Here is a 17,348-nt window from a genome sequence, read left to right as displayed (position 1 = left end):
GAGCTTAAACACACCCCCTTACCCCTTCGAGGAGGGAAATTTGCTCTCTGTGCAAATCATCTAGTGGTGGTACAAATAGAACTATAAAATAGATACTAAACATCAACCATACAAAACCAATGCTAAAGCTAACCATCCGATCATTTGCGTTACCGCTCAAACATACCTTCACCATCTCCTACGACTCGCGTGATGTGCAGGACACGCTGATTGTGGAGTTGCAGCATGGGGAACACAAAGGGTACGGCGAGGCTACCAGCAATCCCTACTATGGCTTCACGATAGAGAACATGACGGCAGCGCTCGAAAACATTCGGGAGCAGATTGAAGCGACAGAGTTGACAGATCCAACAGAATTTTGGGCACAGATGCAGCCACACTTGGCAGATAACCCTTTTGCACTTTGTGCTTTGGATATAGCCGCCAACGACCTGTTCGGCAAAATGAATGGAAAGCCGCTGCACAAACTATGGGGCCTGCAAACCGATACCATGCCTCTCACAGATTATACTATCGGCATCGACACCATCAACAACATGGTGAAAAAGCTGAAGGAGTACCCGTGGCCGCTTTACAAAATAAAGTTAGGTACGCCCGAAGATGTGGCGATTGTAAAAGAGCTGCGCCGCCATACCGATGCTACTTTCAGGGTAGATGCGAACTGTGCTTGGGGTGTGGAAGAAACGATAGAAAATGCACGCCAGCTGAAGCCGCTGGGGGTGGAGTTTATCGAACAACCCATGAAAGCATCCGATATGGATGGTATGAAGAAAGTGTACCAGCACTCGGTGCTTCCGCTTATTGCCGACGAAAGCTGCATTACAGAGGCAGACGTAGCTAAGTGTCATAATCATTTTCATGGTGTGAACATTAAACTGGTAAAGTGCGGAGGTCTAACACCTGCCCGCCGCATGATTGCCGAAGCCAAAAATTTGGGCATGAAAGTAATGGTAGGTTGCATGACGGAGTCAAGTGTAGGCATCTCGGCCATTGCGCAACTGCTGCCGTTGCTCGATTATGTGGATATGGACGGGGCACTGCTCTTAAGTAAAGATATTGCCACAGGCGTAACCATCGACTATGGCAAAGTGAACTATAGCCCAACAGTAAACGGAACAGGAACAACGCTGATAGGCTAATGGCTGCCGCTGCCAACGTACATATCGACCACCTGCCAGGCCGCACGCTGTTGCTTAACGGCGTGGAACACCTGTTTTGCAGCGGCACTTCATACCTGGGCATCTCCAGTAATAAGGAGTTCCAGCAGCTTTTGATAGAGGGTATGCAGCGGTACGGCACCAACTATTCCAGCTCCCGCAACTCAAATTTACAACTGAAGATGTATGAGGAAGTGGAGGCATATCTGGCAGACTATACTGGAGCCGAAGCCGCGCTTACCATGTCGTCGGGCTATCTGGCGGGGCAGGCGCTGGTACAGACCTTGCAGGGCAGCGGATATTTTATCTATGCGCCAGCCACGCATCCAGCGGTATGGCGAAGTTCTGCCGATGCCACCGATCCGAAGCAGACGCATGAGGCGTGGGTAGTGCAGCTACTGCAAGAGGTGTCAAATTTGACGTACAAGCACATCGTTATTGTTTGCAATTCACTTGATCCGCTGAAAGCCCGCAGCTATAGTTTCGATTGGATGGCGACTTTACCCAAAGACAAGCAGTTTACCTTGATTGTAGATGATTCGCATGGTTTTGGTGTAACGGGTAAATATGGAACAGGAATATATGGGCAGCTAACGCAGTATGCGCAAGCGGTTCGGATTATCGTAGTAAGCTCCATGGGAAAGGCTTTTGGAATACCAGCTGGTGTTATTTTAGGCGATCGGCAGCTAATTGAGCAGTTAAAAGCAAATCCGCATTTCGGAGGTGCTTCGCCTGCGACACCTGCTTACCTGTATGCATTTTTGCACAGCAGCGAAGTTTTTGCAGAGGCAAGAGAAAAGCTGTTCTCAAACATCGCCAGTTTTAAGCAGCAGCTTGAGCAACCTGAACTGTTCAGCTTTTTCGACCACTATCCTGTATTCAGGACCACGCACGAAGATTTGTGCCCGTTTCTGCTGGAGCACCAAATCCTGATTTCCAGCTTCCGATACCCAACACCAGCTGATGAACCTATTACCCGTGTTATATTAAATAGCCAACATACCACCGAAGACATACAACGCCTGACAAACTTGATAAACCAATATGAACAAGTACTTTACAAGCCATAGAAACAACTTTTAAGTGTGACATAAGATGCAGGCATAAAACTTTAAGCTGTAATAAAGGGCTGAGCTAGTTGAGAGTTGATCTTGAAATGACCCCACCCCTAACCCCTCCTAGCAGGGGAATCAGGAATCGTCATTTCGAACGCAGTGAGAAATCTGGAATCTTTTATGTATGAATTTGTATCAGATTTCTCCCACTGATCGAAATAACAAAATGGTTAAGTTAGTTGCAGTTGGTTCAGCAGTAGGTGCGCATCGGCAGTAACCTAGGATAACGGAATACAGCAACATCATACAAAGGGAAAATCGTGTGTCTTGTGTCTTGATACTTGTGTCGTAAAAAGAATCAAACCAAATATGGAAGAAACCACCGTACAGGAAGTACCACTTATCACTAACGATGCCGTTGTGCTAGGCATACTAGTCATCATACTGGCTTTTGTTTTTAGTACATCATCCAGCGATAGACCTATTTTCAAGAAGTTTTACTCGGTAGTGCCATCGGTGCTGCTGTGCTACCTGATTCCAAGTTTGCTAAACTCCTTTGGCATCATCTCAGGAGAGCAGTCCAGCCTGTACCATATGGCTTCACGCTACCTACTTCCTGCAAGTCTGGTGTTGTTCACCATCAGTTTAGATTTAAAAGAGATCTGGAAACTGCGCCACAAAGCAGGGCTTATGTTTATTACGGGTACTGTCGGTATTGTGATCGGTGGTCCGCTGGCTATACTTATAGTATCCACCTTCGCGCCGGATATTGTAGGCGGGGCAGGACCTGATGCCGTGTGGCGCGGACTTACAACTATAGCAGGTAGCTGGATAGGCGGTGGTGCGAACCAGTTGGCTATGTATGAGGTTTTTCAGCCCAATCCTAATCTGTTCTCAGCGGTAATTGCGGTAGATGTAATAGTGGCAAACGTTTGGATGGCGGTGCTGTTGTTTGGCGTTGGCTATAGCGAAAAGATTGACAGGTTCTTTAAGGCAGACAGTACCACTGTGAATGAACTGAAAGAAAAAGTGGAGAAGTATAGATTGAGCATTATGCGCATTCCTAGCATGGCTGATACTATGGTGGTGATAGGCGTGGGCTTAGGAATAACAGGCATTTCGCACTTTTTCGCAGACATTATTGCGCCTTGGATCGAGGCCAATGCCCCTTACCTGGAGCAGTTCAGCCTTACTTCAGGTTTCTTTTGGCTGGTGGTGCTGGCAACAACCTTTGGCATGCTGCTTTCTTTTACCAAAGCACGTGAGTTAGAAGGCGTTGGTGCTACCCGCATCGGAAGCATATTTCTGTACATACTGGTGGCAACGATAGGTATGCAAATGGACATCACAGCCATTGTTAGTCAACCTGGCCTGTTTTTAGTGGGCTTTATTTGGATTATTATGCACGTGCTTTTGTTGTTGATAGTAGGCAAGCTGATCAAAGCGCCTTTCTTCTTCCTAGCTGTGGGTAGTCAGGCCAATGTCGGAGGAGCAGCGTCAGCGCCTATTGTAGCAGGAGCTTTCCATCCTGCCCTGGCACCAGTAGGCGTGTTGCTGGCTATTTTAGGCTATGGTGTCGGCACCTACGGCGCTTACTTATCGGCACTACTCATGCAGATGGTAGCCCCATAAATTGAATTTAAGATGTGCGTGCAGCAAATTCGTGTGTCTTGTATCGTGATACCTGTATCGTAAAAATTAAATCGCTATGATGAAAAAGAACTTATATGTAGCCCTGCTCCTGTTGATGGGAGCCTGCGCTGGCAGTAAAACCACTACAGAACCTACTTCAGATGCAACAGCAACAGCCAGTACGGCTACGCCTGCTGCTCAACCGCATATTGATGCTGTGCGTCAGCAGTTTGCACCAGACAAGCGTGTGGCCTTGTTTCAGGTAGAGCCGCACGGTCAGGTTTTAGCTGGCGAAACAAATATGCCCGAGGCCAAGAAAGCATTATTGGATCGCCTAAGCGCAGCAAATATTTCTTTTGTAGATAGTATACAGGTGCTGCCAGAGGCGGAGCTTAACGGAGAAAATTTTGCCATTGTGCGCAACTCTGTAGCTAATCTTCGTTCGCAACCAAAGCATTCGGCAGAACTGGCTACGCAAGCTACATTGGGTACTCCTTTGAAAGTGTGGAAAAAGCAAAGTGGCTGGTATTTGGTGCAGACGCCAGATCAGTACCTTGCTTGGGCCGATGCTGGTGGTATTACCTTGATGGATGAAGAGCGATATGCTACATGGCAAGACGGTAAAAAAATCCTTTACACAGAACCTTACGGTTTCGCCTATGCCAGTGCCGATTCAAAATCTGCCACCGTTTCTGATATGGTTTTCGGAAATGTGATGCTGTTAAAAAATCAATCTAAAGGTTTTTATGAAGTAGAGTTTCCTGACGGCCGAACTGCTTTTATAGATGCAAGCGAAGCGGCTAATTATAAAGATTGGGTAGCCAGCCGCCAGCCAACGGAGCAGAACCTGGTGGAGACAAGTAAAAAGCTGCTGGGCCTGCCTTACCTATGGGGTGGTACCTCTTTTAAGGGTGTAGACTGCAGCGGCTTCACCAAAACAGTGTACTTTATGAACGGCTTAGTGCTGCCCCGCGATGCCTCGCAGCAGATACAGATAGGTGAGTTAGTAGACACAGAGAATGGCTGGCAAAACATGCGCCCAGGCGATCTGCTTTTCTTTGGTGTTCCAGCTAAAGACGGTAAATCAGAACGTGTCGTGCACGTGGGTATGTGGATCGGAGGAAATCAGGAATTCATTCATTCAGCAGGGCAAGTACGCATCAACAGCATGAACCCAGAAGCACCTAACCATGATGCCTTCGAGCTAGGCCGTTTTCTAAGAGCAAAACGCATTACGCCGCAGGCAACGCTGGTAGATTTGAGGGAAAAGCCGCTTTACGAGTAAGTGAAGTAGTGGGAATAGCCTAAGTGCCTCTGTTTTATTTATATGTAACTGTTTCCTCTGCCACTTACAGCATCTTTTTAGGCCTGTAAATGGCAGAGGAAAAGTTTGAAATGCTGTTAATCCGGAGACCCCATAAAACTGGTAAGTCACGAATTTAGGGAGATTTGCGTCAGCAGAAGCTACCGTGAGTCGTGTGTCCTAAATCTTATTCCATTTTAAAAAATCTTATAACAAAACTTTACTGCAAAAAATAAACTATGGCCCGTTTAAATCTTCTGGAGGAGACTCGATTTGAAAAGCTTCCTGTCTCCGTTTATCCCGACCAGCACGTTGCCTCTAAAAATGTAGCGCGCCGCATCGCCGAACTGATCCGATACAAGCAGTCGCGCGGGGAGCGTGCCGTGCTAGGACTTGCCACAGGTGTAACACCAATTGGTGTATATCGTGAGTTGGTGCGCCTACATAAAGAGGAAGGGCTGAGTTTTGCCAACGTAGTTACTTTTAACCTGGATGAGTACTACCCGATGCAACCGACAGCTGAGCAGAGCTACGTGGCTTTCATGGAGGAGAACCTCTTCGACCATGTAGATATCGATATGGCTAATGTGCATATCCCCGATGGTACACTGGAGCAGGACGAGATTCATGCCTATTGCTTAGCATACGAGCAAAAGATTACGTCCTTCGGAGGGCTAGACTTGCAGATTTTGGGTATCGGTCGTACAGGGCACATTGGTTTTAATGAACCTGGCTCTGCCCCAAACTCAGGTACACGCCTCGTTACGCTTGATGACCTGACCCGCCGCGATGCCTCGAGAGACTTCGGTGGTAAGGAAAATGTGCCACGCAAGGCCATCACCATGGGTATCGGTACCATCTTCAAAGCCCGTGAAATCATTCTGATGGCCTGGAGCGGTAAGAAAGCACCAATCATTAAAAAAGCAGTGGAAGGTGAGATATCTTCAGATGTACCAGCCACTTACCTGCAGCTTTCCGAGCATGTGGAGTTTGTGCTAGACCAGGATGCAGCCTCTGGCCTGACTCGCTTCGATACACCTTGGCTTGTAAAAGATTGCGTTTGGGATGAAAAGCTGATCAAGAAGGCTGTGATCTGGTTGTCTACGGCTGTAAATAAGCCTATTCTGAAGCTGACGGAGGAGAACTACAACAACCATGGTATGGCACAGCTGGCTACCGAGAAGGGGCCAGTGTACAATATCAACATAGACATATTTAACAAAGTGCAGCGCACTATCACGGGTTGGCCTGGAGGCAAGCCAAATGCCGATGACAGCAATCGTCCTGAGCGTGCCGAACCAGCACTGAAGCGTGTGGTTATCTTTTCGCCGCACCCCGACGATGATGTGATCTCGATGGGCGGTACGTTTATACGGTTGGCAGACCAGGGGCACGATGTGCATGTGGCGTACCAAACCTCAGGCAACACAGCGGTTTGGGACGATGAAACACTGCGCTTCGTTGAGTTTGCCATAGACTTCGGAAAATCGCAGGATAGAGATGTGCAGCAACTGGAGGAACTTTACAGTAAGATGAGGTCCTTCTTGAAAGGTAAGCAACCAAACCAAGCCGATATCAATGAAATCCGCACTGTGAAAGGGCTTATCAGAAAAGGAGAGGCTATTGCGGGTGCCAGGTTCGCTGGTTTGGAAGATGACCACATTCATTTTATGAACCTGCCGTTTTATGAGCGGGCTAAAGACCAGAAATTGTCAGGCTTTGAGGATGACATAAAGCAGACAATGGAGCTGCTGCAGCAAGTAAAACCGCATCAGGTATTTGCAGCAGGCGATTTTGCCGATCCGCATGGCACACACAAGGTATGCTTCGATATAGTGTTGCAGGCCCTTACTCGCCTGCGCGAAACCGAAGAATGGACGAAAGATTGCTGGTTATGGCTGTACCGTGGCGCATGGCATGAATTTGAGACCCACGAGATTGAGATGGCTGTACCATTGTCGCCACAGGAGGTGATGCGCAAGCGCCACGCCATCTTTAAGCACCAGTCGCAGAAAGATACGCCTGTTTTCCCAGGTGACGATGCACGAGAGTTTTGGGTGCGAGCTGAGGAGCGTACCAGCGAAACCGCTAAATGCTACGACAGACTTGGCTTGGCAGAATATGAGGCCATGGAGGCTTTTGTTAGGTGGAAATTTGAATAACTTCTTAAAAGGAGCTGTTAAGGTTACCATAACAGCTCCTTTTACTAAATAAATTGGTGTATTTTAGGAGAACATAAAGGCTTGGGATGAACATCAAAAATAAAATAATAGCACTTATAGTTTGTATAGCCATTTTTGCTGCCGTTTCTACGCTGCTGCCAGTTGGTGCCCAGGCACAAGTTAAAACCCAGCCCATAGCTGTTATACCACAGCCCTTACAGTTGCGGCCACAGAACGGCAGTTTTACTTTTAAAGCAGATACAAGGATTTATGTAGATGCCAAGAATAAAGAGCTGAAGAAGATAGGGCAGCGACTGGCGCAGGATGTGCAAAAGGTATCTGGTATACTGCCTCAGGTTGTGGAGAAGAAGCCTGCTGCCAAAGCATCTAACCTAATTCTTTTGACATTAGAAGGTGCTGCAGATTCTTTAGGTAAAGAAGGCTATACGTTGCAGGTGCAGCCGTCTCGGGTGGTGTTGGCTGCAAACGAGCCGAACGGTATCTTTATGGGTACTCAAACTATAAAGCAGCTGTTGCCGCCACAAAAAACGACACCCAATGTTGCTTTGCCTGCAGTAGATATAGTAGATAAGCCCCGTTATGCCTGGCGTGGCATGCACCTAGATGTAGCGCGTCATTTTTACCCAGTGGAGTTTGTGAAGCAGTACATAGATTATCTTGCCATGCACAAGATGAACTCTTTCCATTGGCACCTGACAGAAGACCAGGGTTGGCGAATTGAAATAAAGAAATACCCTAAGCTAACAGAGGTTGGAGCATGGCGCGACAGCACCCTGACCGGCCATTACTGGGATTTGCCACAAACGTACGATAATAAACGCCACGGAGGCTTTTACACGCAGAATGAAATACGGGAGGTAGTAAAATATGCCCAGGAGCGTTACATTAATGTAGTGCCCGAAATTGAAATGCCAGGTCATTCTTTAGCGGCTCTCACAGCTTATCCAGAGCTCTCCTGCACAGGCGGGCCTTTTAAAGTAGAGTCGAAGTGGGGCGTTTTTGACGATGTATATTGTGCTGGCGATGAGAAAACCTTCACCTTTCTGGAGGATGTATTAACAGAAGTGATGGACCTGTTCCCGAGCAAAGTTATTCATATAGGGGGAGATGAATCTCCGAAAGCCCGCTGGAAAGAATGCCCTAAATGCCAGGCTCGTATAGCTGCCGAAGGGCTGAAGGATGAGCACGAGCTGCAGAGCTACTTTATTCAGCGCATGGAAAAGTTCGTGAATGCCAAGGGCAGAACCATTATCGGTTGGGACGAGATACTAGAAGGCGGCCTGGCACCCAATGCTTACGTAATGTCCTGGCGTGGTACTGCAGGAGGTATAGAAGCAGCAAAGCAGAAGCATTATGTGGTTATGACACCTGGTTCGCATGTGTACTTCGACCACTACCAAGGTGAGCGTGAGCTTGAACCTACAGCCATACATGGCTTCACGACATTAGAGAAAGTATATTCTTTTGAACCCACGCCAGCGGAGTTGTCCGAAGACGAAAAGAAGTATATTTTGGGAGCACAGGCTAACGTCTGGACGGAGTATATACCTACCCAAGAACATGTCGAATATATGATCATGCCGCGGATGTCGGCGCTGTCGGAGGTATTATGGACACCTGCTGCTAAAAAGGATTGGGAGGATTTTAAAGTGCGTATGCAGCAGCAGTACAAGCGTTTTGATGCGATGGGTGTAAACTACGCCAGAAGTGCCTTTAATGTAAGGCAACAGGTAAAAGTAGATGCAAAGCGTGGTGTGGCTGAAGTTACTTTCCTGACAGATGCTGCCAATGCTCCTGTCTACTATACTTTGGATGGCACCAACCCGACTACTTCCTCTAAAAAATACACAGAGCCCTTTACGTTAGATAAGACAGCCACGATAAAAGCTGCCTCTTTTGTAGACGGTAAATTGGCTGGCAAAGTAAGTACAAAAACATTTGATGCCCATAAAGCCTTTAACAGTAACATAAAGCTTAATACACCAGCACATAAAAGCTACGCCAGCCAGAACGCATTGGTGAACGGCCTAAAAGGAACCACAGACCAGACGGATGGCCAGTGGACAGGCTTTTACGGGACAGATATGGAAGCTGTGATCGACCTTCAGAAGGAAACTTCTTTGAGCAAGCTTAGCACTTCTTTCCTACAAAATATTGGCTATCGTATTTTCCTGCCCGCACAGGTGGAGTATGCCGTGTCGGATGATGGGAGGAACTATAGAACAGTAAAGACGATAACAGCAGTTAACCCTGCAGGGGAAGAAGGTATTCTGAAAAAAGAAGTTGTAGCCACCATAGCGCCTACCAAAGCGAGGTATGTGAAGGTAACAGCAAAGAATGTAGGTGTAAGCCCTGCCAAATACCCATCGGCTGGACAAAAAACATGGTTGTTTGCCGAAGAAATAATAGTGGAGTAGAGTACATAGTAGTACTTTTTATGCTTAACTTTTAACCTTTATTTATTTAAATGATAGCTTCTGTAGCTGTTGAACAAAGCGATAGGCTCTTTTACTGAAGCCAATCTTCTACAAGCTTACCATAAAATTTTAAGATAATGACAAAAGTAGCTTCGACGGCAAACAATAACTCGGCACAGGTTGACCAGCCTAGTCACTACATGCGGTCCATTCTGGTTATAGGTGCCCTGTTTTTTATATTCGGCTTTGTAACCTGGTTAAATTCTGTACTGATCCCTTACCTACGGATTGCCTGTGAGCTCAACAATTTTGAGTCTTACTTAGTGGTTTTTGCCTTTTATATTTCTTACCTGGTAATGGCAGTGCCCTCTTCTTGGGTGCTAAAAGCAACAGGATTTAAAAAAGGCATGTCAGTTGGTTTGCTTGTTATGGCGGCTGGGGCGCTTCTTTTTGTACCTGCAGCGCTAAGCCGCACCTATTGGGTATTTTTGCTCGGTTTGTTTGTGCAGGGCACAGGCCTAACAATTCTGCAGACAGCCTCAAACCCTTATATCACTATACTTGGTCCGCGCGAAAGTGCTGCCAAACGCATTAGTGTAATGGGCATTTGCAATAAAATAGCAGGCAGTATAGCGCCGATAATTATGGGAGCCGTGGTGCTTACAAATGCAGATGAGTTGGTGGAGCAACTAGGAAGTATGGATGTAGCACAAAAAGCTGCAGAACTTAATGCCCTGGCAGAACGTGTTATAACGCCTTATCTTATAATAATGGCTGCACTAATTGTGCTGGCTGTTTTGGTGTACTTTTCCTCATTGCCAGAAGTAGATACCGACCAAGAAGATGAAACGGTTGCTGCAGCCAACACCAACAAGAAAAGCATATTTCAGTTTCCGCACCTGTTGTTAGGGGCTTTCGCTCTTTTCCTGTATGTAGGGGTAGAGGTTATGGCAGGAGATACGATCATCAGTTACGGTGCGTCGCAGGGGATAGCCTTAACCAGAGCTAAGTTCTTTACCTCTTTTACATTAGGCGCTATGATTGTTGGGTACCTGATCGGAATAGTAGCTATACCTCGCTTCATTAAACAAGAGAAAGCGCTACAGGTATCGGCTGTGTTAGGTGTGCTTTTTGCCATTGGAGCTATTCTTACGAGCGGCTTTACGTCGGTACTGTTTATCGCACTGCTTGGCTTGGCAAACTCGCTGATGTGGCCTGCTATCTGGCCGCTGGCTATTGCTGATTTGGGCCGTTTTACTAAAATAGGTTCTTCTTTCCTGATTATGGGCATAGCAGGCGGCGCTGTGCTGCCATTGGCTTACGGTTACCTGGCCGATACCTACGATCCGCAGCAGGCGTATTGGCTGATGGTGCCGTGTTACCTGTTTATCTTATATTTTGCCACAGCTGGTCACAAGGTCCGTTCCTAGTTACTCCATACTCTAAAGCACAAAGGCCACAGTCTCCTTGAAACTGTGGCCTTTGTGCTTTTAAACTAAAATCTTCCTTTGTCAGGATGACGTGTGATCAGGAAAACCCTAGCTTTTACAGGTCTTTAATTCTGTTAAATAAATCGGCTCCAGCTCTTAGCTGACCAGCCGTAGATGCATGTAGTTTATCCTGCGGAAGCCGCTGATAATTTCGCGTCTCCACAACTGAAAGCGTCCGAGCGTCTGAGGTCGAGCGTTTAACTTTAGCCGCGTTCACTACATTAGCATACCTAAAACCACCCACATCGTTGAACACTTTATAAATAATGCGTTTTGTGTCTTTCAGATAAGACACCTGATCTAAAGAGGCAAATAGTGCGGCTTCGTTTGCGGCATAAGCGATTGCTTTCTGTTCATCAACCGCATCATTTTCGCCTTGCCACCAAGTTATGCTTTTAAATACAGGACTCTTTCCTTGAGCTAGCAGCGATTGCCTTGCTTTTTCTATTGCCAGCTTCGCCTGGGGAAGTAACTCTTTGGAGCTAGGGTGCCAATCCTGCAGCTCACTAGAGCCAGAAGGGTAGAGTTGCGTGTTGCCAACACCAATTACCACAAAATATACCTCATCGTTTTTATAGTTCTTTAAGAGGTGCGCGGCGTTGACCACCATGCCAAATTTACCCTCCTTAGATTGTGTGTTCACACCTGCCTGAATGGGTTCGAAGCTATATCGTGCTGCGTTAAAAATGTAACAGCTATCTAAAGGTTCTCTTAGTTCCTCTGGTAATTGATAAGCATAGGCCTCACCTATGCTGTTAGACTGTCCGGCTATGATATGAACATCAACTGCCTTCTCAGGAGCTTTCTCGCAAGACGAAAAGAAGAAGGGGCAAAGTAAAAGGAGTTGTAGTGTAAGCGTTAGTTTCTTTTTCATAAGCAGTAAAAACACAGACTCATGTAATTATATTTGGGTAATCCTTAGTTACAGCCTTTAGAAGAGGTTTTCTAGGCTACTAAGCTAGTGTTGAACGTGAAAAACAATATATAGTTCTAATCATGTAGATGAGTTGTCCTTCGAGATTTATAGCATAACTAAAAGAGGCTAGTGTGCCTGCCGATTCTTAACATTAGCTTTAAAATGAGTGAGAGTAGTAGTTTAAATATTCTTTCTAGTTCTTGACTTCTAGTTTTCAGCTTGGCACAGCATCAGCAGAAAAGCTTTATAAATTGAGTAAGAAATAGTACTGTTTACTTTCGCTGCTGTAATGCGTATAGCTGCATATGGCAAATTCTAGCGGACGATACACTCGCACTCCACGCTCTGAAAACCTGAAATGGGTAGAGTACATGGTGAGCATTATGGATAACCAATTTCGCTTTCCTGGTACAAAGTGGCGGTTTGGCCTTGATCCTATACTTGGCCTTTTACCCGTTGTAGGTGATCTTGCTTCTTTTAGTATGTCTGCCGTAATTGTACTAACAATGGCCAAGCATGGAGCAAGCGGTAAGCTGGTTGCTCTAATGTTAGTAAACATTGCTCTAGATGCTTTGATAGGCAGTATACCACTGCTCGGAAACATTTTCGATTTTGCTTTCAAAGCCAACGAGCGAAACGTGCGCATGCTGCGTGCCTACTACGAAGAGGGCAAGTACCAGGGAAGCGGCAAGAATGTTGTTCTTGGGGTGCTGGTAGGTATTATTGTGTTGTTCGTGCTGTTAGTGTGGGTGCTTTGGGAACTAGGCGAATGGATTTATAACTTGTTGCTGGGGCTATTTTAATCGCCCCAAGCTCTTCGCTACTTCTACTGCTTTAAGGGCACTGGCTTCCTTATCTTTTATCTCCAGCATAATGTCCATGTCCAAGCCTTCGGTTTCTGCCAGAAAATCGTGAAAAAGCTGCTCTGGTATACTTTGCACATGCTTTCCTTTGCGTTCTCCCAAAGCCTGGGCGCTGTAGTCCATCATCAGGATGCCGTCATGTTCGGGGTGCCATGTCTGGGCTGCCATTTCCACAGCTTCTCGCATAGGTTCGCCGTTGTTTATACATTCGTGATGCAGGTTATCAAAAATGATAGGCACACCTGTGAGCTGGTGCAGGTACAGGCAGTCCTGTAAGCTATAAGTGCGGTCGTCGTTCTCGACACAAAGCCGGGCTTTTACGGCATCAGGTAACTGGTTGTGGTACACACCTGCAAACCGGCCTAGTGCCGTTGCTTTGTCGCCATAGGCACCGCCGCCGTGTATCTGTAGCTTAGCGGTTGTATCAAGCCCCATTAAGTCTAGTATAGTACCCTGGTACACCAATTCTGCAATGCTGTTCTGTACAGTCTGTTCGTTAGGAGAATTAAGCACCACAAACTGGTCGGGGTGCATAGAAATGCGCATGTTGTGCTTCTTGATATAGTCACCAAGTCTGCGGAAGGTCATTGTAAAATGCTCTTGCCAGTTATAGGTGTTGACAGGGTGGGAGGCAAAGGGAATCAAGCCAGACGTTAGCCGAAAGAACAGCATGTCATGCTCCACATTATACTCTAAAATGCGGCGCAGGCAGGCTAAGTTTTGCTCTACAAGCTCTATTAGCCGCTCTTCGGTATACGAGGCTAACCGAAACGTACGGGACGAGGAACAATCAAGCGATTGGTTTATGCAGGGATATCCTATTTTCATGCAAGGTTATGTTGTACTATAGTAACCTACGCAAGCTGCTTTTGTTTGGCTGCCTTTGTTATTGCCGATATCCTGTATGGTCTCTAAAAGAAAGAGGTTACAGATGTTTTAATCGTAACCTGTGTTGTCTTTAAAGAACTTGTTGTATTTTTTTCTTTCCTTCTCCTGTTCCTGCCGCCTTAGTTCGGTCTCCTGCTGCATTTGCCACTGAGTTACCTGCTTGTTCTGCTTTCCATCTTTCGAGAACATCTCATAGAGCATAGTAAACGGGCTCATAATAGTAGCTGGAGTTGGCGGTGGGGGCGGAGGGATGTCTACATCAACGTAGCCAGGATTTCGCACAGACTCTGGAGCCTCACGTTTCATGTTGCGGAGAGCGCGGTCTATCATCTCCTGCGACGGTCTGCTGCTCACCTGCACTTCGCCCAGCATCACACTATCCTGTTGCAGAACAATGTTTACCCGCAATTCTGATACAGGAAGCCTACCTGGTAGGTATAGCAAAGGCTTGTAACCAACGGCCCTAATCAAGAGCGTGTCCTGTGCAGCAATGTCAATCAGGAACTTTCCTTGTGCATCAGACACTACGGCAACGTCGCTGCCAAATTTTATAACGCCTGCCCCTGGTATAGGTGTGGTTTTATCGGACTCTAACACGGTGCCGCTTACCCTTATTTTCTGCTGTGCCAGTAATGGTGATGCTGCAAACAACATCAGGAAGAAGATAAGGTATAGAAGCGGGTTTTTGAACATCGGGATTAGATAGCCTGCATGAGGCGTTGCTTAAGATAAATACGCTCTGGCAAGCTAAAAATTATACAGGATAAAAAATAATCTAAATTAATCGCGCTGCCAAAATACAGCTTTAAGTAACAAGAGCCTGCTGCAAAAAAGGCAGCAGGCTCTTGTGTGCGTGCAATAAGTTACTGTTGGTTCTGGTTTGTACCAGATTGGTTATTGCCTGATTGCGCAGCATTTGTGCCTGTCGTGTTAGTAGCACCATTTCCAGAGCCTGTTCCAGTAGCGGCGTTATTGCTGGTGGTATCGGTGCTGCCAGAAGAGCCGTTGCCAGAGGAACTATAGGTAGCTGTCTGTCCTGCTCGTATGGTAGATACATTGTTATGTAAAGGGTTGATAGTCGATAAATCAACCTTTTCAGTATAATACTCTCTCACCAGTTGGTCAGCTGGCACATCAGCCTTTTGTTTACCAGGGTTGTTTCTGCCTGCTGTTCCAGGTAGCTCGTAGCCTCTAATGTTAGAGCGTTTTACTTCTTCGGAGCTTGTCATGGCAGTGGAGTAGTAACCTCCCTCTTTCTCTTCGCTGCAGGATGTGGTGGCAAACAGTAGCGTACCTGCTGCTATTACAGAATATAATGTCTTTCTCATGATGATATATGTTTTTGAGGTGCCAGTAACTTGATGTTATACCAGTATAGGCATTTTTCTTTTTTTGATTATTTACGGGGTGAGGTTTTATATGTTATAACCAATGGCTTTGTGGCTGTTGTCGGAGAGTTAGGGGTGCGGTAAGCAACTATAAGATTGGTTTTGATGCTGATGCGACTTATAGCCTCTCTATAACATTAGCTTGGGATGGGCTATTAATTGTTTATCAGCATAAGAGTTTATAGTTTGAGTTAAAGCCAAGGGACTTCAGCAGGCTTTTATTACAAGCTACTGAGGTCCCTTGTTTCTATTATATTACTTATGCACTTTTGAGTTCGAAAACTGTAATCTCTGGCCAGAACCCGAAACGGCCAGGGTAGCCCAGAAAGCCAAGTCCCGTGTTTACGTACAGATACTGCTTTCCTTGTTGGTAAAGACCTGCCCACTGCTTGTACACGTACTTAATAGGACTCCACTTCCAGCCAGGTATGTTCACGCCGAACTGCATGCCGTGGGTGTGGCCCGAGAGGGTAAGGTCTATGTCCTGAAAGGACTTATTTATTTCGCCGTCCCAGTGCGAAGGGTCGTGGGAGAGAAGTACCTTAAACGGCACCTGCTCTGTTCCCTGGTAAGCCTGTCCCAAACGTCCATGCTTTGCAAAGCCACGCATACCCCAGTTTTCTACACCCAATACCGCAATCTTTTCACCGTCTTTGTCTATCAGGCGGTTCTCGTTCAGGAGTATTTGCCATCCCATTTTACCATGAGAGTCTATTAGCGCCTGTAGGTTTTGGCGTTTGGCTTCTGGACTTTCCCACTGTATATAATCACCATAATCATGATTGCCCAGCACAGAATAAACCGCTGTTTTGGCTTTGATTTCTTTCAGTGTGTCCAGGTGCTCCTCCAACTCTACAGCCATATTGTTCACCAGGTCACCTGTAAAAAACACAAGGTCTGCCTCTTGCTTGTTTATCAGCTTAACAGCTTCTTTCAGTGGTTCGCTAGAGTTAAAGCTACCTGTGTGCAGGTCCGAGATCTGCAGCATTTTATAGCCGTCAAATGCTTTTGGCAGGTTCGGGAAACGGAGTGTTACGCGCTTTACACGGTAGTCATAAGCCCCTTTCACCATACCATAAATAAAAGCGGAGAAAGGCACAGCGGCTACCACCAATCCTAACTGACTCAGGAATTTGCTGCGCGACGGATCATAAGTTGGCTCATTGCTGGCGCTGTTGATCACAATTTTGCCAAGCCTGATGGCATCATCCACAAAAAGAAAGAGCAGCAATACAAGTTTACTGGCAAAAATGATAAAAAGTGTGCTGGCCAGGTAAGTTTTAAAGGCATCGGGTGGAGTACCACGCGTAAGCGAAGCCAATACAAAGGTGATGATGGTGATAGCTGTGATGGCCCAAAAGCCGCCATAAATAACGCGCTGCCAGACAGGGCTAAGGTTTTGTGTAGCTGTTTTAATTGCTTGGAATACATACAGGTCTATCAGAAAGATGAGCAGACCTGTTATTGCTAATGAAAAAATACGTCCCATATTTATCTTATGCCACAAGCGTTAGAGCTGTGGGAGTTATAACATCAAAATAAATTTAAAGCTTAAACTGCTAGGCCTGAACCAATTCTTGCTGAAATGGATTTGACTAACATCGCTTTTGTTTATCAAAATCTGTACCGTTGTGGAAGAAAACGTTCAAGTTGCTGATACTTTAGTTTATCAGCCTTCTTTAAACATTAAAACCTGGGCCGAAGAAGACCGCCCGCGCGAAAAACTACTGCTAAAAGGAAAGGCTGCCCTCAGTGATGCTGAGCTAATTGCTATTTTGATAGGTTCTGGCACGGCCAAACTTACAGCCGTAGACGTAGGCAAAATTATTCTGGCTGCCGTAGGCAACGACCTGAACGAACTTGCCAAATTGTCAGTGAACGACCTGAAGAAGCACCCAGGTATAGGCGAGGCCAAGGCTATCTCTATTGTAAGTGCCTTGGAACTGGGCCGCCGCCGCAAAGAGACTGCCGCTGCCGCCAAGACCCGTATCACCTGCTCCACCGACATCTACAACTACATCCTATGTTTGTTCTCAGTGTCTTAGCTGCTCTTCTT

At 46.4% G+C, this 17,348-nt stretch carries 13 protein-coding genes and 1 pseudogene; 9 read left to right on the top strand and 5 right to left on the bottom strand.

From position 1 onward, the window contains the following. Positions 1-119 precede the first annotated feature (119 nt). The 7 genes from LN893_RS13220 (at position 120) to LN893_RS13190 (ending at position 11,177) form a co-directional block, all read left to right on the top strand. Positions 120-1,139 carry a dipeptide epimerase gene (locus LN893_RS13220; protein WP_229970788.1) on the top strand — a complete coding sequence of 340 codons (1,020 nt, stop codon included), beginning with the start codon at positions 120-122 and terminating at the stop codon, positions 1,137-1,139. Then, positions 1,139-2,227, top strand: coding sequence for an aminotransferase class I/II-fold pyridoxal phosphate-dependent enzyme (locus tag LN893_RS13215; RefSeq protein WP_229970786.1), 1,089 nt, complete (start codon positions 1,139-1,141; stop codon positions 2,225-2,227). The genes LN893_RS13220 and LN893_RS13215 overlap by 1 nt, the downstream gene beginning before the upstream one ends. A 354-nt stretch (positions 2,228-2,581) precedes the next feature. After that, on the top strand, positions 2,582-3,844 hold the full coding sequence (locus tag LN893_RS13210) for a DUF819 family protein (protein WP_229970784.1): 1,263 nt from the start codon (positions 2,582-2,584) through the stop codon (positions 3,842-3,844). Between the two features lie 76 nt (positions 3,845-3,920). After that, positions 3,921-5,129, top strand: a complete 1,209-nt coding sequence (locus LN893_RS13205; RefSeq protein ID WP_229970782.1) for a C40 family peptidase — start codon at positions 3,921-3,923, stop codon at positions 5,127-5,129. Positions 5,130-5,386: 257 nt separating this feature from the next. Then, positions 5,387-7,309, top strand: a complete 1,923-nt coding sequence (nagB, locus tag LN893_RS13200; RefSeq protein WP_229970780.1) for a glucosamine-6-phosphate deaminase — start codon at positions 5,387-5,389, stop codon at positions 7,307-7,309. A gap of 86 nt (positions 7,310-7,395) precedes the next feature. Further along, positions 7,396-9,747, top strand: coding sequence for a glycoside hydrolase family 20 protein (locus LN893_RS13195; protein WP_229970778.1), 2,352 nt, complete (start codon positions 7,396-7,398; stop codon positions 9,745-9,747). Positions 9,748-9,884: 137 nt separating this feature from the next. Further along, the gene (locus LN893_RS13190; RefSeq protein WP_229970776.1) at positions 9,885-11,177 is read left to right on the top strand and encodes a sugar MFS transporter; all 1,293 of its coding nucleotides are present in this window, start codon (positions 9,885-9,887) and stop codon (positions 11,175-11,177) included. Positions 11,178-11,292: 115 nt separating this feature from the next. On the opposite strand, the gene LN893_RS13185 is transcribed toward LN893_RS13190, so the two are convergent. Then, entirely contained in the window at positions 11,293-12,111 is an 819-nt protein-coding gene (locus LN893_RS13185; RefSeq protein ID WP_229970774.1) for a sialate O-acetylesterase, read from the bottom strand. A gap of 347 nt (positions 12,112-12,458) precedes the next feature. Between LN893_RS13185 and LN893_RS13180 the strand changes: the two genes are divergently transcribed. After that, a complete protein-coding gene (locus tag LN893_RS13180) occupies positions 12,459-12,956 on the top strand; it encodes a DUF4112 domain-containing protein (RefSeq protein ID WP_229970772.1) in 498 nt (165 codons plus the stop codon). Here LN893_RS13180 and uvsE read toward each other — a convergent pair. The 4 genes from uvsE to LN893_RS13160 all read right to left on the bottom strand — a co-directional run bounded on the left by uvsE (position 12,948) and on the right by LN893_RS13160 (position 16,781). Beyond that, a complete protein-coding gene (gene uvsE / locus LN893_RS13175; protein ID WP_229970770.1) occupies positions 12,948-13,844 on the bottom strand; it encodes a UV DNA damage repair endonuclease UvsE in 897 nt (298 codons plus the stop codon). The two genes, LN893_RS13180 and uvsE, sit on opposite strands and share 9 nt — an antisense overlap. 108 nt (positions 13,845-13,952) lie before the next feature. Further along, the gene (locus LN893_RS13170) at positions 13,953-14,597 is read right to left on the bottom strand and encodes a carboxypeptidase-like regulatory domain-containing protein (protein WP_229970768.1); all 645 of its coding nucleotides are present in this window, start codon (positions 14,595-14,597) and stop codon (positions 13,953-13,955) included. A gap of 170 nt (positions 14,598-14,767) precedes the next feature. Next, positions 14,768-15,232, bottom strand: a complete 465-nt coding sequence (locus LN893_RS13165; RefSeq protein WP_229970767.1) for a hypothetical protein — start codon at positions 15,230-15,232, stop codon at positions 14,768-14,770. 319 nt (positions 15,233-15,551) lie between these two features. Beyond that, complete coding sequence (locus LN893_RS13160) at positions 15,552-16,781, bottom strand: metallophosphoesterase (RefSeq protein ID WP_229970765.1); 1,230 nt, start codon at positions 16,779-16,781, stop codon at positions 15,552-15,554. A 142-nt stretch (positions 16,782-16,923) separates the two neighbouring features. Here LN893_RS13160 and LN893_RS13155 point away from each other — a divergent pair. Beyond that, positions 16,924-17,313, top strand: a pseudogene (locus tag LN893_RS13155) (UPF0758 domain-containing protein); the annotation flags it as partial. Positions 17,314-17,348: the final 35 nt, after the last annotated feature.

The sequence above is a fragment of the Pontibacter harenae genome, assembly GCF_020907245.1.
GTDB classification, from domain to species: domain Bacteria; phylum Bacteroidota; class Bacteroidia; order Cytophagales; family Hymenobacteraceae; genus Pontibacter; species Pontibacter harenae.
Note: the sequence above shows the minus strand (reverse complement) of the source record. Positions and strands in the feature narration are given on the sequence as shown.